This is a genomic window from Sphingomonas sp. BL2 (assembly GCF_056680015.1).
Genome location: NZ_CM155261.1, coordinates 3,291,021 through 3,312,862, shown reverse-complemented (window position 1 = coordinate 3,312,862; position 21,842 = coordinate 3,291,021). Strand labels below are relative to the sequence as shown.

The following is a 21,842-nucleotide window of genomic DNA, read 5'->3' as shown; positions in this document are numbered from 1 at the left end:
GGAATGTCGTTCGATTATCGTGCGAAGCAGGCGTCCATTGCCACCACCCGCGCCGCGCCGTCGGTATGCGTCGCGTCACCTGGATAATAGCGCATCGTTCCGCCCAGCTTCGACAGTTCGTCTCGAGTGAGCCAGCCCTGGATCTTGCCCTGTTGCACCGCCCAGCAATCGGCGGCGGCTTCGCCCGGACCGAAGATCTGGTGCGCGCATTCGTGGGTGTACCAGAACAGTTGCTGCGCGCGCGGCAAGTCGAGGACGCGCGGGTGGAGGATGATGCGGCCCTTGTACGCGGCGGCGATATCGTTGATCGGCTGGATCATCGTGTCGACCGGTCCGCAGGTCGCGCGGTAGCCGGCGAGCAGGAGCGCGCCCGGCAATACCACAGTCTGCGCGGCCGAGGGTTGCGGGATGACTGCGAGGAACGCCGCGGCGGCGCCGGCTAGAAGATTTTTGAACATGACTATCCTGGCCCCGCGAGGCGCGAGGACGAGTAAGAGCAGAATTGGGGAAGCGTTGGTGGGTCGAGCGTTCAGCGCGCGACCCGCGAGCGCCTACCGAAAGCGTTCGGTCTGCCGGTCCTTGATCCGCTGGGGGATGCGCTGGTTCTGCGCTTCGGTCGCGACCGACAGGGTGGTGTGCCCGCCGGACCAAAGTCCAGCGCCCACGAGAAATCTCGGGTTCATGGTAAGTCTCCGCCGATGTCGTTCAATCGCGTCACCCAAGGCTCACGCCGGCAGCGGAGCGGGGGATGTTCCCGAACTCTTCGGTAGGTGCGACTTATGCGCATCCATGAGGGCTGCGGTTCGCGATGTAGTCGCGCAACCGGCCTAACCTATGTTGGTCGTACAGGATAAACGTCGGTTATCTGATAAGGATGCACGTTGTACGAAACTTAACCTGCTTTATAGATCCAGGTCATAATCCATATCGTGATTCTTGTGAGTATTGCGGACTTTATGACTAGTATTGAAAGCCTGGGCGCCAATTCGTACGCACGATCCACCGATCGTCGCGATGGTCAAAGCGAAGCGCTTGGCAGGGCGAACTCTGCCGAGCAGGTGCGCGATCGGATCCTGTGCTATCCCGGCGCGGTCCGGATGCCGGCGAACGGCGTGGAGCTTTACATCGTTCGCGATTTTCTCACGCTCGACGAATGCGCCGCGGTGATCGCGCTCATCGAGGCCAATCGCGTGCCGTCGCCGGTCGTCGGCGATGCCCCGGTGTCCCCGCACCGTACCAGCGAGACGTGCTACCTTTATCTGGGCCCCGCGCCCGTGACTGCGGTCGAGAGCAAGCTCGACCTGCTGACAGGACTCGAGCCGCGCTACGGCGAGGCGTTGCAGGGGCAGCGTTACGCGGTAGGGCAGGAGTTCAAGCCGCATCACGACTATTTCGATACCGAACAGCCCTATTGGCTGGACCAGGTGACGATGGGCGGCCAGCGGACCTGGTCGGCGATGACCTTCCTCAACGAACCCGAGGCAGGGGGGCGCACGAACTACCCGACCGCGGGGGTGATGATCACGCCGAAAGCGGGCAATCTCGTAATCTGGAACAACATGGACGAGTACGGCGCGCCGAACCCGGGCTCGCTTCACCAGGGCATGCCGGTCGAGCAGGGCGTGAAGTACGTACTGACGAAATGGTATCGCGAACGGCCTTGGTGTCAGTGAAGTGGCCCCTCCTGATCCTCCCCCGCCAGGGGGAGGTGGCTGGCTTTTGCCAGACGGAGGGGGAGGAAAGGGTAACACCTGTTCCGTGTCCGCCCCCTCCGTCACCTGCGGTGCCACCTCCCCCTAGCGGGGGAGGATTAGCAAGATCCGCTACTTCTCGCTGACCGGAACCGCAAACACGCTTCGCAGCGGCTTGGTCTCTGGCAGGATATAAACGATTCCCACCGTGCCGGTGAACAGCGGCTTCACCACATCGTCGTAAAATCCCGGCGGCACGTTGACGCAGCCATACGAGATCCGGTTGTCGCTCGGTGTCGCCGATGCGAGCCGTCCGGCGCGATCGTCGACGCGGCGCCCCTTGATCACGCGGTGCAGCGATAGCGCGGCATCATAGTCGATCCACAGGATATCCTGTTCGAAATCGCGCCCGAGCGAAGCCTGGAAGCGACCGGCCGGCGTGGTGCGCTCGGCGGGCGTAATCGTCGCTAGCTTGCGCTGGCCGATACCCGGTACGCTGGCGTCCCCGCGTGCCATCCCGAGCAACGCCGGCGCCCGCCCACGCAAGATACCGCGGCCGTCGAACGCGAGCACCACCGCGTTCACCTTGTCGATCACGACGAACGGCAGCGCGTGATTGTCGTGCGACGTCGACACCCAGTTCACCGTGTCGCGCACGTCGTCGGACGTTGTCACGCCGCCGAACCGGCCAGCCTCGTCCGGCGCCGCGGTGGCGACGATGGACGCCGGCGCGGGGGACGCCGCGATGCCCGGTACGGCGGCGGCGCCCGCAACGATTCCCCAGCCTAGCAGTGCCTGCCAGCGCGAAAACCAGCGAGGGGGCGCCGAGACGCCACGCCGCGCGGTCCCGATCATCTCAATGACGCGCCTGCTTCCGCGGATAATTGGGCACGGCTGGCGTATTGGGCGGCGTAGGCTGCACGAACGGGCGTTCGACGACCGGTTGCACGACCTGCGGCGTTTCGGGCGTTTCTACGATCACGGTGCCGGGCCGTTCTGGCGTCGGATACGTCACGCCACCCACGACGACCTCGATCGTCGGCGGCGTCGGGATACGCACCGTCACCGGCGGAACCTCCAGAAACGGCCGCGTAGCATTCGGTAGGTTCGGAACAGGGGTAACGGGCGGTGTCGCGGCCGGGGGCGGCGCGAGTACTGGCGGAGGCGTCGGGGTTGGTGCCGGTGCGGGCGCCGGTGCCGGAGCTGGCGCTGGTGCCGGAGCTGGCGCCGGAGCGGGCGCTGGTGCTGGAGCGGGTGCTGGTGCCGGGGCGGGCGCCGGTGCCGGTGCCGGGGCAGGCGCTGGTGCCGGAGCTGGAGCTGGAGCTGGAGCTGGAGCTGGAGCTGGAGCTGGAGCGGGGGCAGGCGCTGGTGCCGGGGCGGGCGCCGGTGCCGGTGCCGGTGCCGGAGCGGGCGCTGGTGCCGGAGCAGGCGCCGGTGCCGGAGCGGGCGCTGGTGCCGGAGCGGGCGCCGGTGCTGGAGCGGGCGCCGGTGCCGGAGCGGGCGCCGGTGCTGGAGCGGGCGCCGGTGCTGGAGCAGGCGCCGGTGCTGGAGCAGGCGCCGGTGCTGGAGCGGGCGCCGGTGCTGGAGCGGGCGCCGGTGCTGGAGCAGGCGCCGGTGCTGGAGCAGGCGCCGGTGCTGGAGCAGGCGCCGGTGCTGGAGCAGGCGCCGGTGCTGGAGCAGGCGCCGGTGCTGGAGCGGGCGCCGGTGCTGGAGCAGGCGCCGGTGCTGGAGCAGGCGCCGGTGCTGGAGCAGGCGCCGGTGCTGGAGCGGGCGCCGGTGCTGGAGCGGGCGCCGGTGCTGGAGCAGGCGCCGGTGCTGGAGCAGGCGCTGGTGCTGGAGCAGGTGCCGCAGCCGTGATCGTCCCGGTCGTCCGGAACCCGGCGACGCAGCACGAACTCGCCAGCGCATATTGGTCCGCGTTCGCGCCGGTCAGCGTGTAGCCGGTGAAGCTGACGCCGATGCCCGTGCCTTCGCCGGTGCTGTCGAACGTCGCGGTCGCATCCGGGCCAGCGACCAGCGAAACGCCGGTCGGCGTGCCCGAGGTGCCGTTGGTGTTGAACCCGCTCAGCACCGCCGCATTGGTGCCGTCGGCGACCTTCTGCGCGGTCGGGAACAGCAGCATCCGCTGGGTGATCGCCGCGCCTTCGGTTAGCACGAACTCGGTCGAGAAGTCGGTCGGCGTCGTGTACGAAACGGGGTTGTAGTTGATCGACACCGGCGCCGCGGTGACCGTGGTCGGCGGCGACAACGCGGAGAACACGATTGTGCCGCCGTTGACGCCCGGCCCGGTGCCGTCCGACCCTGCGATCAGCGTGAGGCCGACGGGAAGACCCAGGCTCTGCGCCGGAATTGTCGTGCCGCGGGTCAGCGTAACCGCGGCGTCGATCATCACGTCATGGCCTGCGCACAAGGCGATGTTGCCGTCGGTCGTCGTGATCGCGTGAAACACCTGCACGTTGCGCCCGGCGTTGAGCAGGATGCTGCCGTTGGTGGTGGTCAGGTCCGCGTTGACGTTCACGTCGCGGCCACAGCAGGCGACTATGTTGCCGTTGGTCGCGGTGATCGGCGCGTTGATGTTGACGTCGCGGAATGCGTTCATCGTCAGCGTCGTCGGCACGCCCGACGCGGTCCACGCGACCGCGTCGTTGACGAAGATGTCGCCGTTGCCGGTGGTCGTGTCGCCCGCCGCGGGGATCGTGCTGATCGTGATGCTGGTCGTCACGAGCTGCGCCGACAGCGTCGCGCCCGAGATGTTGCCGCCCGCACCGATCACGTAATCCTGCGGATCGATCAGCCACATGCCGGTCATGCCGGACCGCGCGAAGGTCGAGACCTTGGCGCTGTCCGCCACGTTGACGGTCGCCGCCGACGTCTCGATGAAGCCGCCATTGCCGCCGACCGGTGCGCTGGCGTCGAGGGTGCCGGCGAGGCTGACCGTGCCGGTCTTCATGTCGCCGAGCAGCATGATCGTGCCGCCGCGGTTCTGCAACGTGCGCGCCTCGACGATGCCGGTGTTGTTGACCGCGGTGTGGAGCAGGTCGCCCGCACCCTGCGCGGTCATCACGACCTTGCCGCCGTCGGCGCGGATGAGCCCGCCGTTGCGGACCAGCGCGCCGACCGCACCCTTGTCGACCGCGATGTTGAGCAGCCCGTCGCCCGCCACGTCGAGCGTGATCGCCTCGCCGCCCGCCAGCACGACCGTGCCGAAATTCGCCTTGATCGTGCCGCCGTTACCGACGTTCGCGCCGAGCAGCGCGACATAGCCGTTCTTCGCGGTGATCGTGCCGTCGTTCTGCACGCTCGCGCCGCTGGTCCCTGCGAAACTGTTCTTGCCCGCGAGGAAGTCGGAGTCGGAGATGTTGAGCGTCGAGGCCACCAGCCCACCGACGTTCACGTTCGCGGTCTGGCCGAACAGGATGCCGTTCGCGTTGACCAGGAACACCTTCCCGTTCGCCGACAGATTGCCCAGGATCACCGAAGGATCGGACCCAAGCACGCGGTTCAGCGCGACCGAGCTGCTGGTCGGCTGCTCGAAGACGACGCTCTTGCCCTTGCCGATCGAAAAGGACTGCCAGTTGATCGCTGCGCGGTCGCTGGTCTGCGTCACGGTCAGCGACTTGCTGCCGGTCGCGATGCTCGCCTGGCCCGCGACGACTTCGCCGCCCGTCGGCAGCGTCTGCGCCTCAACCGGGCGGGCAGCCATCGTGCCGGCGAGGCTGAACCCGATCAGCCAGGCGAACCGTGCGAGGCCGGTCGTGCCGAACAGCCCGCCGCGCCGCGTGCGCGTGACGGTGGGGGCGGGACGACTGGTGTTTCTGATCGACGAAGGGATGGGGGTCATGTGCGGTATCCTCGGTGGCGGCGGATGGCCGCTAAATTTTGGTGGGCTGGCGCGCTCAGAAGGTCTTCGAGAGCTGGAACCAGGCGCGGCCCGACTTGTCGGGGGCGGACGTCGCATCGGCATCGCCGAGCTTGCGTGCATAGGTCGCCTTGGCGGCGATACCGTACGGTCCCGCCCAGCTCAGCCCAGCGCCGTACGCGCTGCGCTTCGCGTGGTTCGATCCGTCGAAATACGGGTGTTTGACGTAATCGACTTCGCCGACGTCGACGAACCCGAACAGCTGGAGCGCACCCGGCACGACCTGCGGCAAGGCCAGCCGCGCCTCGGCGGTGGCGACATAGCCCTGGTCGCCGTACGCCTCGCCCTCGGGATAGGCGCGCACCGCATAGGCGCCGCCCAGTTCCATCTTCTCGGAGATATCGAGGTTGCTGAACGCGATCTGGCCGCGCGCGGAGGCGAACAGCGACAGTGGCCCGGCAATCGTCTGCAGTCGCGCGAAGCTGAACTGCACCTTCCCATAGCTGCCGTCGGTGCGCGCGGTCAGCGCGTCGACCGAACGCTCATAGGCGCCGCGGATGTCGAGATTGCCGACCGAATAGCTGAGCGAATACGCGCTCCAGCCGCCGCCGAGCAGCGTGTCGTGCTCATCGCCGCTAAGTCCTGCGGTGACGACCTGCGCGCGGCGGAAAGTGGTGACGTCGACGATGCCGATCTTGTCCTCGAACCACTTCACGTCGCCGCCAAGCGTCACGTACAGATTATTGTCGCGCGACCGGATCAGCGGATAGCTGGCATAGACGCTGGCAACATCGGCGTTGCCGCTGCCGTCGAGGCTGTCGAATTCCTTGCCCAGCGAGTATTCGAGATGCGCGAAGGCGACGCCGAGTGTGACCTGCCCGATCGGTGCCTGATACGATGCGCGGCCGTAGGCGAGCCCGGAAAACGAGGTCAGTGCGCGCAGGCTCAGCACGTCGCCCGAGCCGGTTGGATTGTTCCAGTTGACCACGCCGCCGACGCGGTAGGCGCCGGTGTAGCGGTTGCCGGCATTGTCGGCCTCCACGCTGCCGGTGATGCTCTGGCCGGGGGTGATCGCAACCAGCAGGTCCGACGTGCCGACCGCGGTGCCGGGGCTCAGCGTCGAGGACACGCGCACGCCGGGCAGGTCCGAGAGCATCAGCAAGCGGCGTTCGAGCGGCGCGACCGCGACCGGATCGCCAACGTCGAGCCCGGCAAGGATGCCGTTCGCGACGCTGTCCGACAGCCGCGACTCGTTCTTGACGCCGACTGCGCCAAAGCGTCCCTCGATGACGGCGATCGTCACTGCGCCGCTCCGTACGTCCTGTGCGGGCAGGTAGGCGTTCGCGACGAAATAGCCGCGGCTCGTATAAAAGGCGGTAATCCGCGTGGCGAGCGTCTTCAGGTCGGACAGGTCGAGCTCGCTGTTCGGCGTGAACTGCGACGCGGCGATCAAGTCGGCCTCCGGAAACAGCGTCGCCCCGGTTACGCGCAGCGACCGGACGAGCGTCTTCGGACCACTCGTGGCGGCAACGACGACCGGCGTCTTGCGCTCGAACCCGAAGTCTGGTGCGGGCGTCTCGTTCAGCGGTACGGGCGGGATCTGCTGGAGCTGTCCACCGGCCCCCACGGGAACCTGTGCCTGTGCCGATTGCGTCGAAATCAGCAAGGCAGCCGGGCTCACAGCCGCAAGCGCGGCCGCCCAAAGGGTCGACTTGTACATGAACACCTCGAAAGTCACCGCGGATGGAAGGCACGGGTCTCCCATCCGCAGCAGCGGGAGCCGTTCGAGGAGGGGGGTAGAGCGCCCGAAGCGAGGACGAAGCCTTCGAAGATACTATGGCGCGACTATTGTCGCTTCCAACGCATGTACACGCGAACTGTCAGGGTCGACGTCAAATAGTCGGCCGCAACGTTCGGGCTGGCCGCCTATACCAGCTAAATTGATCTATGTTTGAAACCTGGATCAAATTCAAGCTAAAACCTTCGATTGGTCGATCACAAAATTACAATTTATGGTGGTTTAGTCGTCTGTTACCAGCCAACTAGGTTTTCCCGTTTCGGTTTTTAGAAAAACGCTGGGAGGATTTGCCGTTCGATTCGATTGTCAAAACGATTGAAGTTACGATTTGCATCCCCTCAAAACGGTTTCCTGAAGGATCCACAGAATTATCTGGATCATCTCTCATCGGTATATTCGGTATGCGTTAGCGCCATAAACTCCCGATACTAGGGGATTTTCCTCCCATATTATCCCTGGCGACCTTGCAGTTGTAGATAAGTTACTGCTAGTATTAACCACTTGATGTGCATTTTAGGCGAGGGTCCGGAAACAAGGAGTTTTCGATGCGCCCCGATGCCAAGGCACTATTAGCAAGACTGGGACAGCGCGATTTCCAGTATCGCCAGTTCGCCGACCCAATTGCCGACGTCGAGCCTTGGCCGTTGTTCGCGGCGCTGCTTGAGGACGAGCGCGTCGTCGGTCGTGCCGACCGTTCGACGGAGGAGAGGGCGCCCGCCAAGAATTTCCTGAGCGATTACGATGACATATCGACGCGTGGCGACTCCGGTCAGCGCCAGGGCGGTAGCCTCCGAGCGTTCCTGTCCGGGCTTTCCGACGACAATGCGGAGCGCCGCTGATGCCGTTGATCCTGTGCCACTCGCCCGTCGGCGGCGTTGGAACCACGTTCCTGACAGCGCGTCTCGCGCTCGGCCTTGCCGCACGGGGGCACGACGTCTCCGCGATCGATTTTACGCACGCCGACGCGTTGAAGCTGTTCTTCGGGATGCTCCCCGCGCAGGAAATTCCGGCTATGACCGACGCCACGACCGAAGGCATCGTCGTCGACGGGGTCGAATTGCTGTCGGGCTATGCCGCCGTCCAGAGCGGCGCCTTCGGGCGCCTGATCGCGCGGTCGGGCGCGTCGCCGTTTGATAGCGAGCGGATCGTGATCGCCGATGTCGCCTGTGCGGACCTTGCGCTGAAGACCAGCCTGTTGCCGCACGCCGCGCTGCACCTGTGCACGCTCGTGCCGCAACCGACGTCGCTCGCAGCGCTGGCAAAGGTCCAGCCGGGCACGCCGACAATCGATCTCGAACAGACCGTGTTCGTGCTCAACCAGGTCGACGACACGCGCAAATTGTCGCGCCATTCGCAGATATTCCTACGCGCGCTGTTCGGCGACAATCTGATCGCGACGGTCCGCCGCGACGAGGCGGTGAACGAGGCGCTGGCGTCGTTCCAGCCGATCGCCCGCTACGCCAAGCAGAGCGTTGTGCTCCCCGATCTCGCCGCGATGACCATCGCGATCGAGGCGCGATGCGGCCTCGTCGCCGCCACGGAGCCGGCGGAATGACGCGCGGTTCGGTCCGCAAGATGTTTCGCGCCGATACGCTCGGCATCGTCGTCGCGGCGCTGTTGACGCTGGTCGTCGTGACCGTCCCGCTCGACCTGAAGTCGCAGTGGATCTTCGCGGGCGTATCGATCCTGGGCGCGATCGTGCTCGGCCGGTCGAAGTCGCGTCGCGGGACGCTGGTGCTCGCCTTGCTGTCGCTGGTCGTATCGACGCGCTATCTGTTCTGGCGGACCACGGCGACGCTCGAATTCGAAAGCGCGCTGGGCACGGTACTCGGCATGGGACTGTACCTCGCCGAGCTATATGCGTGGGTCATCCTCGCGCTCGGCGTGCTGCAAACCGCGTGGCCGCTCGATCGACAGTCGGTCGAGCCGGAGGGCGAGCCGCACGAATGGCCGACCGTCGATGTCTATATCCCGACCTACAATGAAAGCCTGGAGATCGTCCGGACGACCGTGCTCGCCGCGCTCGACATGGATTATCCGCGCGATCGCTATCACGTCTACCTGCTCGACGACGGCCGCCGCCCCGAATTCCGCGCGTTCGCCCGATCGGTCGGCTGCGGCTACATCACGCGCGCCGACAACAACCATGCGAAGGCGGGCAACCTCAACGCGGCAATGTCGAACACCGAGGGCTCGCTGATCGCGATCTTCGACTGCGATCACGTGCCGACGCGCGCCTTCCTGCAGATGACGGTCGGCTGGTTCCAGCGCGACAAGAAACTCGCGCTCGTTCAGACGCCGCATCACTTCTATTCGCCCGATCCGGTCCAGCGCAATTTGGGCTCGGTTCGCGACCTGCCGGGCGAGGGCGACCTGTTCTACGGCGCGGTCCAGCGCGGCAACGATCTGTGGGACGCCGCTTTCTTCTGTGGGTCGTGCGCGATCATCCGCCGCGCGGCGCTTGCCGACACCAACGGGTTCGCGTTCGAGACGGTCACGGAGGATGCGCATACCGCGCTGCGCCTGCAACGGATGGGCTGGTCGACCGCGTATCTCGGCATCCGGCTGTCGGCCGGGCTCGCGACCGAGCGGCTCGTGCTGCACATCGGCCAGCGCATCCGCTGGGCACGCGGGATGACGCAGATCCTGCGTATCGACAATCCGCTGTTCGGGCGTGGCCTCAGCCTTCAGCAGCGGTTTTGTTACTTGAACGCGATGCTGCATTTCCAGTTTCCTCTGCCGCGCATCGCCTTCCTGACCAGCCCACTGGCGTATCTGATCCTTGGCGAGAACATCATCCACGCGTCCGCGGGCATGATCTTCGCCTACGCCGCCGCGCATCTCTATTGCGCACAGGTTTCGGGCGGGCGGTTGCAGGGCGGCGATCGCCGGCCGTTCTGGGGCGAAGTGTACGAGACGATCCTCGCGTTCCACCTCGTCAGGCCGACCGTGGTCACGCTGTTCCGGCCGCACGGCGGCAAGTTCAACGTCACCGACAAGGGCTCTCTGCTCGACAAGACGCATTTCGACACCGCGACCGCGCGCCCGCATCTGATCTGTATCGGGCTGGTATTGTTCGGGATCGCCTTCGGGTGCGTCAAATACTTCTTCTTCGCGCATCTGTTCAACATCCAGGGCGATACGCTGGTGCTGAACACGGTGTGGGCGGTCTTCAGCCTCGTCATCCTGCTCGCAGCTGTATCGGTCGCGCGCGAGACGCGGCAGGTCCGCGAATATATCCGCATCCCCGTTCAGTTGCCGGCGACGCTCTATTTCGCCGACGGCCACGTCGTCGATGCGGAGACGATCGACCTGTCGATGGGCGGGCTTGCGATCACCGCGCCACCCGGCGTGACGCTCGCCGACCGCGAGGTCACGCACGTCGCGCTGCCGATGGGCGACGAAGTCCTCACGCTCCCCGTCCAGACGCAACGCGTCGACAAGAACATGGCCACCATGCGGTTTCTGGAACTCGACATGCTTCAATTACGTCAACTCGTCCGCGCCGTCATGGGCCGCAACGATGCCTGGGAACCGGAAGCGCCCCGCGCTCCGATCTCGACGCTTCGATCGCTTCGCGACATCCTGGTCGTCGATCTCGTCACGCTGAAGCGCTTGCTCGGCTTCAATCGCGCGGAACGTCGCCGCGAGCGCACCCGGCTGAAGGCCGCGACCGCCGCGCTGGCCGCTGCCGCGTTGGTGATGAGCGTCGGCCTGCCGCAGCCGGTCGCGGCGCAGGCGCCGGCCATACCTGTATCCGCACCCGAAGCACCGGGTGGTATCCGCCAGGAGCGCCTCACACTGCGCGACCTGCGTATCCGCAGTGCGATCCGTCTTGCCGGCACCCGCGGCGAGATCGCGATCCCGTTCGGGCTTCGCAGCAACGAGGTCGTTACGGCCGCTAACCTAACGTTGGCGCTCGCTTGGTCGCCCGCATTGCTGCCGGATCTGAGCCAGTTCGTGGTGATCCTGAACGGCGAAGTCGTCCGCACCGTTCGGCTCACGCCCGACGGTGCCGGCGGCCAGCAACTCACCATGGCGGTCAATCCCGCGCTGTTCCTGCCGGGCGACAACCAGCTCAACCTGCGCCTGATCGGTCACTACACCCGCGATTGCGAGGATCCGTTCCACAGCTCGCTCTGGGCGAACGTCAGCAATACGCGCTCGGCGCTCGACCTGACGATCCAGCGTCTGCCGCTCGGGCCGGACCTTGCACGGCTGCCGTCGCCATTCTTCGATCGCGCCGACAATTTGCCGCTCAACCTGCCGTTCGTGTTCGGGGCGGCGCCGTCGAATGGCGAACTCGAGGCCGCGGCCAGCGTCGCATCCTGGTTCGGACGGCTGGCCAGCTATCGCGGGTTCGCGTTCAAGCCGAGCTATGGCCGCATCCCGCGCGGCAACGCGATCGTGTTCCTGCGTCCCGGCATGCGGGTCGGCAGCTACGTCCCGACGATCGCCGGCCCATCGGCGCATGTGATCCGCAACCCGTTCGACGGTTTCGGCCAGCTGCTGCTGGTGATGGGCCGCGACGAGCGCGAACTGAAGCTCGCCGCCGCCGCGCTCGCCACCGGCCGCGGCACGATCGGTGGCGCCGCGGCGTCGTTCGACGGTGTCCGCATCCCGACCTATGCGCGCTACGCCGCACCGCGCTGGCTCCGCTCGGACCGTGCCGTCAAACTGGGCGAGATCATGGACCCCCGCGCCCTGCAGGGCGTCGGCCTGCCGCCAGGCCCGCTCACCGCGGCGTTCCGGACCGCGCCCGACCTGTTCTTCTGGCCGCGGGGTGGCGCATCGCTCGACCTGCGCTATCGCTATCCGTCGGCGTCGTGGCTCGACCGGCGCGCGTCGCGGCTCGATATCTCGATCAACAACCAGTATCTGCGGACGCTCCCGCTCGCCGGCGCGGCGTGGTGGAAGGCGCTGATCGGCGGCCAGGACGGCGCATCGTCGAGCCAGGCCCGCGCAAAAGTCGAACTGCCGAACTACAATCTGTTCGGCCAGAACGAGCTGATCTTCGATTACAACCTGATCCTCGGCACCAAGAAGAAGTGCGAGGGCACGCTGCCCGAGAACGTCCATGTCGCGATCGACCCGGACAGCGCGATCGACTTGACGCACGCCTATCATGCGCAGCGGATGCCAAGCCTCGCGACCTTCGCCAACGCAGGCTATCCGTTCACGATCAGTCCCGACCTTGCCGAGACCGTCGTCGTCGTCCCCGCCTCGCCCGACCTGGGTATCGTCGAGGCGTTCCTGGCGATGATGGGCCGCTTCGGCGACTCGACCGGTGCCGCGACGACGGGCGTGACCGTCACGCAGGCCTCGGACAGCGACCGGCTCGAAGGCCATGACGTGCTGGTCATCGGTATCCCACGGACCGCCGGCGCGACCGCGCTGTTCGCCGGTGCGCCGGTGCGGATCGAGAACGGCAGACTGCGCGTCGTCGAACGGAATCCGATCGAGCGCGTCTTCGGCCTGATCTCGCCCTATGGTGCAAGCGACGTCGGCGAGACCAACGCGTTCCTGACCACGGCCGAACGGTTCGACGGGTTCGTCAGCTTCCGCTCGCCCTATGATGCGGCGCGGACGGTGGTGGCGGTGATGAGCACCAATACCGCCGACCTGCCCGAAATGGTCCAGGGCCTCGCCGAACAGCGGATCAACGCGCAGGTCCAAGGCGATCTGTCGGTGACCAATGGCGAGGGCATGCGCAGCTTCGCGGTCGGACAGACCTATTGGTCGGGATCGCTGCCGGTGTGGATGCGGATCGGCTGGTGGTTCAGCGAACGGCCGTTGCTGATGGCGCTTAGCGGGCTGTTGATCGCGCTGCTGCTGGCAGGGCCGCTGTACCTGCTGCTGGTGCGCCAGCAACGTCGCCGGCTCGGGTCGGAGGACGCGGCATGATCCGCTTCACCACGCTCGCGCTGCTGACCGCGGGGATCGCGTCGCCGCTCCTCGTCCAGCCCGCGGTGGCACAGGTGGCCGGGGTCGGCGCGCTCGTCCAGCAAGGGCGGTATTGGCAGTCACGTGGTCGGGCCGACCTTGCGCGGACAGCCTATCGCCGTGCACTCGCGATCGATCCTTCGAACGCCGAAGCCCGCCGCGCCTTGTCAGCGTCGAGCGCCCCGGCTGCGGCACCTGCCGCACGACCGAGCAGAGCGCCAGCGCAGGCTCCGTCGAGCATGACCGGGCCTGCACCGACGCCCGCCACCGCATCGCGGACGATTCTTACTCGAGCCCCCGCACGCAGAGCAGCACCGACGCCATCCGACCGCGGCGGCGATTCGCGCGCGGCAGGCTTCCGCTCGCTCGAACAGGGCGACCTGGTGCAGGCGCAACGCCAGTTCGAGGCGGCGCTGGCCAACAACCGCAACGATGCCGACGCGGCAGGCGGCCTCGGTGTCGTCCGCCTACGGCAGTCGCGCTTCGCCGAGTCCGCCGAACTCCTGTCGCGCGCTTCGGCACGCGGCAATCGGGCGCGCTGGTCGGAGGCATTGGCATCCGCGCAATTCTACGCCGGGCTCGACGACGCCCGCGCGCGTCTCGCAGGCGGCGATGTCTCTGGCGCACAGACCCAGGCCGAAGCGCTCGCACGGAGCGGCGTCAAGGATCGCGCACCCGCACTGGCACTGCTCGCCGACATCTACGAACGCCAGGGTAGCTATGCCGACTCGGCCGATCTCGCACGGCAAGCAGGATCCGCCGGAGGCAGCGCAGCGCAGCTCGAAAGCCGCGTAGTGCGCAACGACGCGTTGCAGGCGGCCACCCACGGCGATCCGGCAAAGGCCGATGCCCTGTTCCAACGCGGGCTGTTGCTCGACCCCGCGGACCCATGGATCCGCTACGAATACGCAAGGTACATGATCGGGCAGGGCCGCGCGCCCGAGGCCGAGGCGCTGATCCAGTCGATCCAGACGATCGGTACCGCCGACGCGCTCTACGCCGCGGCGATGCTCCACAACGAGCGCGGTCGGCAGGCGCAGGCGACGTCGTTGCTGTCGCGGCTGACCGAAGCCCAGAAGACGCCCGCGATCCGCCGTTTCGAGGCGCAGATCGCGGTGGACTCCGCCGTCGCGCGGGCCAAGGCGATCGCGGCGCAGGGTCGCGGCGGCGAGGCGATCGCGACGCTGCGCCAGATCGGCACGACCCCGACGCTCAGCGCGGCGTCGCTCGCGGCGATCGCCGGCGGTCTGAACGATCTCGGCGATCAGGCCGGCGCCGTTCCGCTGGCCGAGCGCGCGCTGGCCGCAAGCCCCGCAACGGCGGCGGACTATGAGCCGATCGTCCGCGTGCTGGCACGGACCGGGCAGGATGCCGCAGTCGCCAGCGCGATCGACCGCGCGCGGACGGAATCGGCCGGATCCGCCTCCGCCGCGCCGGCAATCGCGCGTCTCGAGGGGATCGCCGCGTCGTCGCAAGCGGACCGGATGAGGCTGGCAGGCCAGAACGCACAGGCATTCGACCTGCTGCAACAGGCATGGGCCGCGTCGCCAGGCAATGCGGACGTGCTGGGGGCGCTCGGCCGGCTGTACCAGTCGGGCAACATGCCATCGCAGGCCGCTCAGACGTATCAGATGGTGCTCGCCGCAAATCCACGGGACAAGGGCGCGCTGATCGGCTTGATCGGCAGCGCAGGGGCCGGCGGCAATCACGACGTCGCCACCGCCACCGTCGACCGCGCGCTCGCGGCCTATCCAGACGACTACGAGATCTACGCCGCTGCCGGCCAGATGGAGCAGGCCCGCGGCGACCGAGGGGCAGCGAAACGCTATCTGCGTCGCGCCGAAACGGCCTATGCCGCGCGCTCCGGCACCGGTGCCACCCTCAGCGGTGCCAATCCGTTCGCCGCGGGCATGGGCTCGGGCAATCCCTTCCGCCAGGCGGAACAGGCGCCCGTCGTCGCTGCAAACCCGTTCACCCTCAGCGCAGGACCGATCCAAGCTTCGTCCGCAGGACGGTCTTCGACGCCGATGGCTTTCACCGTGGCACCTGGATACGGCGCAGGCTCACCCGGCGTTCCGGCACCGGCGAGCTTTGGACGAGGCGGCTACGCATCCTCGAACGGCGCCGTATCCCAAGCAGGCGTTGCGGGCGGCGATGCCACGCTCATCCGCCTGCGCGACGACATCGCCCGCCTGAGCGATGACACCGGCCCCCGTGCGGAAATGAAGCTCGGTTTCCGCGAACGCTCGGGTGAAACCGGTTTGAGCGAGATGCGCGAACTGTCGGGTACCGCAACGCTCTCCACCGGCGTCGTCGGCGGTCGCGTCTCCGTCTCGGCGACACCGGTCGTGATCGACTCCGGACGCCCGACTGGCTCCGCGCTCGCTCGGTTCGGCCGCAACGCCACGCCCGAGGCTCAGGGCATCGTCAACAAGCTTCCTTCCGTGCTGACGCAAGCCGATACGCAACACGCGTCCGGCGTCGCGGTCGCGGCATCCTACGACAGCCCCGGCGTCCGGATCGAGGTCGGATCGACGCCGATCGGGTTCGATAATACCGAAGTGACGTGGGGCTTCACCGGGAAACCCAAGATCTCGCGTACGGTGTCGGCGCAAGGCTGGGTCAAGCGCGAGCCGGTCACGGACAGCGTCGTGTCCTATGCCGGCACGCGCGATCCCGTCTCAGGTGAACGCTGGGGCCAGGTCATGCGGACCGGCGGCGGCGCGTCGCTGTCGTGGGACGACGAGGGGACGGGCGTCTACGCCGATGTCTCCGGCTATCGCTACACCGGCGAGAACGTCCGCAATAACCGCGGGTACCAGGCGAATGCCGGTGGCTATCTCCCGCTCTATCGCGACGGGCATTCGACGCTCACCGGCGGCCTCAACCTCAACTGGCAGGCGTTCGACAACAACCAGAACTACTTCACCTACGGGCATGGCGGCTATTTCAGCCCGCAGAGCTTCCTCAGCATGAGCCTGCCGATCCGCTACGCGTATACTTCGACACGGTGGGAGGGGCGCCTCGGCGTCGCCCCGGGTTATCAGAGCTTCGAACAGGAACGTGCGCCGATCTATCCGACCGATCCGAATGCGCAGGCCGAGCTCGATGTGTTGAAGGCGCGGAACACCGACGTCCGGTCCTATTACGACAGCCTGAGCAACACCGGTTTCGCCTTTTCGGCGGACGGATCGTTGTTCTACCGACTTAACCCGAATACCCGGATCGGCGCCTCGGCCAGCGCCAACACGTTCGGGACCTATGACGACTACCGATCGACTTTCGAATTGCGCCAGTCCCTGGGGGGAACCAAATGAACGCGATGAGTGAATGGTCCACCGACAATGCGACCGAGACCACTGCCGCCTCCCTGTTGCTGGGCAGCATCGTCGCCGAAGTCGGGGGCGGCGCCACCACCGCGCAGCGACGCGCGTTCTTTCGCGCGGTCGGCGCACGGATCGCAGGCGCGCATCCGGTCGGCGACGCGCAAGATATCGGTGCGCTCGCCGCCTCGATCAACCGGTTGTGGCGCGAGCATGATTGCGGCGAAGTGCGGTTCGAACTGGCCGAGGACGGCCTGCTGATCACGCATACCGGTTTTGCCCGGCGGCTGGCGCCGATCCTCGGCAGTGCAACCGAACAGACGCTGCGACCGTTGCTGGAGGGGGCGTATGACGCTTGGCTTCATACGCTCGGCAGCGGTGCCGATCTAACGACACGCACCCTGTGGTGGAGCGATACGGAGGCACGATTGAAGCATGGACGTTGATCGTCGACACGTCATGGCGGGAATGGCCGGTCTGGCTATCGCCGGATGCAGCAAGGCACGGGCACCGGACGACAGGGCACTCGCCACCGAGAACAGCGCGGCAATCGAACCCCCGACCTTGCCAGCAACCGGCGCGGCAAACGGCGTGAACTGGGCAAGCTTCAAACAGCGGTTCATGGCCGACGATGGGCGGATCGTCGATAACGGCAATGGCGGCGTCAGCCACAGCGAAGGCCAGAGCTATGGCCTGTTGCTATCCCAGGCAGCGGGTGATCGCGTGGCGTTCGACAAGATTCTCGCCTGGACCGAAGCCAAACTCACTCGGCCGGACGTCGCGCTCTACGTCTGGCGCTACGATCCGCGCGCCGCTAATCCCGTAGCTGATCGCAACAACGCGACCGATGGTGACCTGCTCATCGCCTACGCTCTCGCAAAGGCGGCGAACCGGTGGCGCGAGCCCCGGTATGCGGCCCGGTCGCGGACGATCGTCGATGCGATCGCCACCCGCCTCGTCAAGACGGTCGGCGGGCGGATGCTGTTATTGCCGGGCCTGGACGGGTTTTCGACGGCGGCACGAACGACGATCAACCCCTGCTATTACGTCTGGCCCGCGCTAGACCTGTTTGCGAAGACCGGTAACGCGGCGGTCTGGCGGCGGGTCATCACCGACGGCGAGGCCTTGATTGCTGCCGCACGGTTCGGCGCACACCGCCTGCCGACCGACTGGATCGACGTCTCGAATACCGGCGCGGTCGCACCCGCCGCCGACAAGCCGCCACGGTTCGGCTTCGACGCCATCCGCGTCCCGCTGTTCGCCAGCGTGTCTGGCCGCAGTGCACTGGTCGAGCCGATCCGATTCTGGTGGCGATCGATGCCCACGGACCGCATCCCTGCCTGGACAGACGTGGTATCGGGGCAGGTCGCCGAATACCCCCTGTCCGCCGGCGGTCGCGCGGTGGTGAGCCGCACGCTCGGCACGCACCCCCCCGATACGCTCGCCACCGACTATTACGCCGCAGCGCTGCAATGCCTCGCCGCGGCGTTCCCCTGATCCTCCGGCTACCGCTTCATGGCAGCGAGCAGGACCAGCCGGTCGATCAGAAAGATCACGATCACCGACATTCCGAGGATCGGGAATAGTATTCCGGCGAGAATCAGGATGGCGATGGCGCCCTTGATCCTCGTCGGGGAGACGCGCACTGGCGCGGCAAGACGGCCCTTAGGGCGACGTTTCCACCACATCACGACACCGCTGATCACGAGCAGCACGATCGCGAGGCAGGTCGTCAGCATCACGAGCTGGTTCGCCAGCCCGAAGTAATTCCCCATGTGCAGCTGGACGCCGAGCTCGATCGCCTTCGCTGCCCAGCCGTAATCGGGGTAGCCGACCTCGCGGATCAAGCCGCCGGTCCAGCGATCGAAATACAGCGTACGCTGCCCCTGCGGCCGGTCGGGATAGGTGTAGGCCGTATAGACGCCGGTCGGCCCGCTCGGCAGGAACAGGCGATACGCGCCCGCGACGTGATGATCGCGCGTCACTGAGGTTGCGATCCGGTCGATCCCGGCCACCGCTGCATCGTCGCGGACGGCCATGGTCATCTCGTGGCCGGCATGACCGGCATGTTCGGAGGATGCCGTCGATGTTGGCATGGGCGCGAGTTCCATCGTCCACGGTGCTTCGCCGAGTGCGATCTTCATCGGCACGCTCGCCGGCGCATTATGCGTGCGGTTCGATGCCGGGTAGCCGATGCCGAGCGCCGCCGTGCCGCGGTTGAGCAGGTCGCCCTGGATCCCCGCCCAGGGGAGGCCGGTTAGCAGCAGGAACGCGATGAACGCGACGGACCAGACGCCGATCACCGCGTGCAGGTCGCGCCAGAACAGGCGTCCCCTCGCGCTCAACCTGGGATAGAGGATACCGCCGAAGCCACCGCGACCGCGCGGCCACCACAGATACAGTCCGGTGACGATCAGGACGAGCGCCCAGCAGGCGGCAAGCTCGACGATCCGATCGCCGACCGTGCCGAGCGTCAGCGATCCGTGCATCTCGTCGGCGAACCCTACCAGCGTGCGGGTATAGATCGTCGAGCCGAGCACGCGCCCCGTCCCCGGATCGACGGCCACGCGGAGCGGCTCGCCGTGATCGGGGGTGACGAAGACGACCGCCGAGCGATTGGGCGCGCCCGCCAGGTCGATCCGGGTCGCTGCTCCCGGATGCGCCTTTAGCGCGGCATCGATCATCCGCGACGGCGGCATCTGCGTTGCATGGACCGCGACGAAGCGCTGCGCCGGATACAGCGCATCGTCGATCTCGTCGTTGAACAGATAGATCGAGCCCGTGACCGCCAGGATCAGCAGGAAGGGCGCGACGATGAGGCCGGCATAGAAATGCCAGCGCCACAGTGCGCGGTATGCTTTCGGATCGACCGAACCGGTGAATGCCATTTGGATACCCCTGCTCAGAAATGCGTGGAAAGCGCGATTTCGACGCTGCGTGGCGCGCCGATATAGACGTTGGTCGACGGGTAGCCCGAATACTCGCCGTAGAACGCGTCGGTCAGGTTGCGGCCGCGGACCGATACCGAGGCTTGCGGTGCGACCTGATAGCTGATCGACGCATCGATGGTCGTATGCCCGCGGACGAAATAGCTGTTGGCGGTGTCGGTGTAGAAGCCGGATACGTGCCGGACGAACCCGCCGAGCGTCACCGGGATAGCCTTGATCGTGTAGAGCGCCGAGCCGCTGACGGTGGTGGAGGGCGTGTTGATCGGTCGGTTGCCGGCGCGGTCGATGCGGGCGCCGGCGATCAGTTCGCTCAGTTGATCATACTGCGCGTCGGTATAGGCGGCACCCGCCGATAGCGAGAGCGCGTCGGTCACCGTGGCGCCGATGTTCAGCTCGACCCCTTGCGACGATTGCTCGCCGCCTTGAATGGCTTGCTGCGGATTGTTCGGATCACGCGTGAGGATGTTGGTCTGCTCGATCCGGTATGCGGCGCCGGTCATCGTCACCCGCTTGGCGAACGCGGAGGCCTTGAAACCGACTTCGTACGAGCGCCCCTTGGTTAGCTTGTACGTCGTGTTGACGATCGACTGGAGCAGGATGGAAGATACCGGTGTGACCGCGGTCGTATATTGGCCGTACAAGGTGATACCCGGCGTAAGGTCGTAGGTGGTGCCGATCCGCCACGAGAACGGATCATAGGTCGGCGCGCCCCGCGTCACCGCGCCGTTCGCATTGAGGTTGGTGATGACGCGGGTCAGGTCGATGTGATCGTAGCGCGCGCCGCCGACCAGCAGCCAGCCCGGAGTCAGGTTCAGCGCATCCTCGGCGAACACCGACGCCGTCTTGAGCTTCGAGTCATAGACGACGTTGGTCGTCGAATAGGCGGCATCGCTGGCCGGGAAGACGCCAACGATCGGCGCAAACGGATCGACGTTCGCGATCCGCACGGCGGCATTGCCACCCACCGGACTTTGCTGGCGCGGGTTGACGAAGTTCGTGTCGTTATATTCGCCGCCCAGGCTGAACCGGTTGCGCAGTCCTGCAATCACGCTGTCGTTGGCGATCACGAGCCGCTCGTTCCAGAACTTGTGGTCGTGGTAGATCCGCTGGACCGACCGCGCAAAGCTGCCATTGGGGAAGGCGGCGGTGGGGGCGGTGAAGTTCTGATCGCCACTCAGCACGAAGTCGCGCTTGGCGTGATACCAGGTGAAGTCGTTCGCGACCGACCAGCCGCCGCCGATCGCATAATCGATCCGCGACCGCAGCGTCGTGTCACGTGCGCCGGAATAGGCACCGTACGGATTGTAATTGCGATGGCGCAGTGCCTTGTCGAGTACCATGCCGTTACCGCTCCGCAGCGCGTCGCTCGGATCGCGTGCGACGGCGGCGGAGACGAACGGCAGCCCCTGATAGCTGCTGTCGTAGCGGTCCTCGTAATGGTCGACGGCGAAGAGCAGGCTCAGGTCGGTCGACGGCTTGAACAGGATGCTGCCCGTCAGTCCGACCGAGCGCGTCGCATTATCGTCGACGTCGTACAGGCTGTCGGAATGCATGTAGCTAGCGTCCGCGCGGATCGCGACGGTGTCCGACAGTTTCAGGTTTACACCGCTGGCCGCGGTCACCGTGGCAAAGCTGCCGACGCTCAGCAATCCATCGAGATGGTCCCCGTCGAACGTCGGCTTGCGCGTGACCTTGTTGATGACGCCGGCGAGCGCGCCTTCGCCGTAGAGCACCGAGGCTGGCCCCTTGATCACTTCGATCCGGTCGAAATGCCACACGTTGGTATCGCGCTGGACCACGGTCGAGGTGGAGATACGGACACCGTCCTGCAGGATCGAGACGGCGCCGCCTGAAAATCCGCGCAACGTCACGACCGCGGGGTTGCCGGGGACGTTGCCCGCGATCGCGCCGACGACGCTGTTGAAGGCCTCGCGTGCGGTGCGCAGCCCCTGCACCTGCATGTCCGCCTGCGTCAGCGTCTCGACGGTCGCGGGCGTCTCGCGCACCGACAGGCCTAGGCGACTGCCGGTATCCGACTTGCGATCCAGCTTCAGCTGGTCGCGCTGGCCGGTGACGACGATCTCGGCCTTCTTGTCGATCGCGTCCTCCTTGTCAGACGCATGGGCGGGCCCCGAGAACGCGACGATCGATGCCGACGCGAAGGCTATGGTTTTGAACATGTGAATCCCTGCTGGACCCGTCCGCACATCAAGGTGCGGATCGGATACCGTCATCCCCGCGGACTTGCCGCGCGTGTCGAAACCGGTCCGCCGACGTGGT

Annotated in this window: 14 protein-coding genes; 7 read left to right on the top strand and 7 right to left on the bottom strand. The window is 66.6% G+C overall.

Annotated features, from left to right (window positions below):
* Positions 1–14 precede the first annotated feature (14 nt).
* Both AC1ME3_RS15325 and AC1ME3_RS15320 read right to left on the bottom strand, forming a co-directional pair.
* A complete protein-coding gene (locus AC1ME3_RS15325; protein ID WP_120300331.1) occupies positions 15–458 on the bottom strand; it encodes a hypothetical protein in 444 nt (147 codons plus the stop codon).
* Positions 459–551: 93 nt separating this feature from the next.
* On the bottom strand, positions 552–683 hold the full coding sequence (locus tag AC1ME3_RS15320) for a hypothetical protein (protein WP_480953842.1): 132 nt from the start codon (positions 681–683) through the stop codon (positions 552–554).
* Between the two features lie 273 nt (positions 684–956).
* Between AC1ME3_RS15320 and AC1ME3_RS15315 the strand changes: the two genes are divergently transcribed.
* The gene (locus tag AC1ME3_RS15315) at positions 957–1,673 is read left to right on the top strand and encodes a prolyl hydroxylase family protein (RefSeq protein ID WP_480953841.1); all 717 of its coding nucleotides are present in this window, start codon (positions 957–959) and stop codon (positions 1,671–1,673) included.
* A gap of 150 nt (positions 1,674–1,823) precedes the next feature.
* On the opposite strand, the gene AC1ME3_RS15310 is transcribed toward AC1ME3_RS15315, so the two are convergent.
* The 3 genes from AC1ME3_RS15310 to AC1ME3_RS15300 are packed head-to-tail and all read right to left on the bottom strand — an operon-like array spanning position 1,824 to position 7,270.
* Positions 1,824–2,546, bottom strand: a complete 723-nt coding sequence (locus tag AC1ME3_RS15310) for a L,D-transpeptidase (RefSeq protein WP_480953840.1) — start codon at positions 2,544–2,546, stop codon at positions 1,824–1,826.
* 1 nt (position 2,547) lies between these two features.
* Positions 2,548–5,532 carry a filamentous hemagglutinin N-terminal domain-containing protein gene (locus AC1ME3_RS15305; protein WP_480953839.1) on the bottom strand — a complete coding sequence of 995 codons (2,985 nt, stop codon included), beginning with the start codon at positions 5,530–5,532 and terminating at the stop codon, positions 2,548–2,550.
* 55 nt (positions 5,533–5,587) lie between these two features.
* Positions 5,588–7,270 (bottom strand): ShlB/FhaC/HecB family hemolysin secretion/activation protein, encoded by a 1,683-nt coding sequence (locus tag AC1ME3_RS15300; protein WP_480953838.1) that lies wholly within the window; start codon positions 7,268–7,270, stop codon positions 5,588–5,590.
* Between the two features lie 623 nt (positions 7,271–7,893).
* On the opposite strand from AC1ME3_RS15300, the gene AC1ME3_RS15295 reads away from it, so the two are divergent.
* From AC1ME3_RS15295 to AC1ME3_RS15270, 6 genes are read left to right on the top strand one after another with little or no spacing between them, the layout of a single operon-like run.
* A complete protein-coding gene (locus tag AC1ME3_RS15295; protein WP_480953837.1) occupies positions 7,894–8,187 on the top strand; it encodes a hypothetical protein in 294 nt (97 codons plus the stop codon).
* Positions 8,187–8,903 carry a cellulose synthase operon protein YhjQ/BcsQ gene (locus AC1ME3_RS15290; protein WP_480953836.1) on the top strand — a complete coding sequence of 239 codons (717 nt, stop codon included), beginning with the start codon at positions 8,187–8,189 and terminating at the stop codon, positions 8,901–8,903. Before AC1ME3_RS15295 ends, AC1ME3_RS15290 begins: the two co-directional genes overlap by 1 nt.
* Entirely contained in the window at positions 8,900–13,252 is a 4,353-nt protein-coding gene (gene bcsA / locus AC1ME3_RS15285) for a UDP-forming cellulose synthase catalytic subunit (protein ID WP_480953835.1), read from the top strand. Before AC1ME3_RS15290 ends, bcsA begins: the two co-directional genes overlap by 4 nt.
* On the top strand, positions 13,249–16,608 hold the full coding sequence (locus tag AC1ME3_RS15280; RefSeq protein WP_480953834.1) for a cellulose biosynthesis protein BcsC: 3,360 nt from the start codon (positions 13,249–13,251) through the stop codon (positions 16,606–16,608). Before bcsA ends, AC1ME3_RS15280 begins: the two co-directional genes overlap by 4 nt.
* A 5-nt stretch (positions 16,609–16,613) precedes the next feature.
* Positions 16,614–17,060: a cellulose biosynthesis protein BcsD gene (bcsD, locus tag AC1ME3_RS15275; RefSeq protein WP_480953833.1), complete on the top strand. Its 447-nt coding sequence runs from the start codon at positions 16,614–16,616 to the stop codon at positions 17,058–17,060.
* Positions 17,050–18,111, top strand: a complete 1,062-nt coding sequence (locus tag AC1ME3_RS15270; protein WP_480953832.1) for a family 8 glycosyl hydrolase — start codon at positions 17,050–17,052, stop codon at positions 18,109–18,111. Before bcsD ends, AC1ME3_RS15270 begins: the two co-directional genes overlap by 11 nt.
* Positions 18,112–18,119: 8 nt before the next feature.
* On the opposite strand, the gene AC1ME3_RS15265 is transcribed toward AC1ME3_RS15270, so the two are convergent.
* Entirely contained in the window at positions 18,120–19,502 is a 1,383-nt protein-coding gene (locus AC1ME3_RS15265) for a PepSY-associated TM helix domain-containing protein (protein WP_480953831.1), read from the bottom strand.
* Between the two features lie 14 nt (positions 19,503–19,516).
* Positions 19,517–21,742 carry a TonB-dependent receptor gene (locus tag AC1ME3_RS15260; RefSeq protein ID WP_480953830.1) on the bottom strand — a complete coding sequence of 742 codons (2,226 nt, stop codon included), beginning with the start codon at positions 21,740–21,742 and terminating at the stop codon, positions 19,517–19,519.
* Between the last annotated feature and the right edge of the window lie 100 nt (positions 21,743–21,842).

Coding starts and splice junctions, on each gene's coding strand:
- AC1ME3_RS15325 (WP_120300331.1), bottom strand. CDS start 458: ATGTTCAAAAATCTTCTAGCCGGCGCCGCCGCGGCGTTCCTCGCAGTC.
- AC1ME3_RS15320 (WP_480953842.1), bottom strand. CDS start 683: ATGAACCCGAGATTTCTCGTGGGCGCTGGACTTTGGTCCGGCGGGCAC.
- AC1ME3_RS15315 (WP_480953841.1), top strand. CDS start 957: ATGACTAGTATTGAAAGCCTGGGCGCCAATTCGTACGCACGATCCACC.
- AC1ME3_RS15310 (WP_480953840.1), bottom strand. CDS start 2,546: ATGATCGGGACCGCGCGGCGTGGCGTCTCGGCGCCCCCTCGCTGGTTT.
- AC1ME3_RS15305 (WP_480953839.1), bottom strand. CDS start 5,532: ATGACCCCCATCCCTTCGTCGATCAGAAACACCAGTCGTCCCGCCCCC.
- AC1ME3_RS15300 (WP_480953838.1), bottom strand. CDS start 7,270: ATGTACAAGTCGACCCTTTGGGCGGCCGCGCTTGCGGCTGTGAGCCCG.
- AC1ME3_RS15295 (WP_480953837.1), top strand. CDS start 7,894: ATGCGCCCCGATGCCAAGGCACTATTAGCAAGACTGGGACAGCGCGAT.
- AC1ME3_RS15290 (WP_480953836.1), top strand. CDS start 8,187: ATGCCGTTGATCCTGTGCCACTCGCCCGTCGGCGGCGTTGGAACCACG.
- bcsA (WP_480953835.1), top strand. CDS start 8,900: ATGACGCGCGGTTCGGTCCGCAAGATGTTTCGCGCCGATACGCTCGGC.
- AC1ME3_RS15280 (WP_480953834.1), top strand. CDS start 13,249: ATGATCCGCTTCACCACGCTCGCGCTGCTGACCGCGGGGATCGCGTCG.
- bcsD (WP_480953833.1), top strand. CDS start 16,614: ATGAGTGAATGGTCCACCGACAATGCGACCGAGACCACTGCCGCCTCC.
- AC1ME3_RS15270 (WP_480953832.1), top strand. CDS start 17,050: ATGGACGTTGATCGTCGACACGTCATGGCGGGAATGGCCGGTCTGGCT.
- AC1ME3_RS15265 (WP_480953831.1), bottom strand. CDS start 19,502: ATGGCATTCACCGGTTCGGTCGATCCGAAAGCATACCGCGCACTGTGG.
- AC1ME3_RS15260 (WP_480953830.1), bottom strand. CDS start 21,742: ATGTTCAAAACCATAGCCTTCGCGTCGGCATCGATCGTCGCGTTCTCG.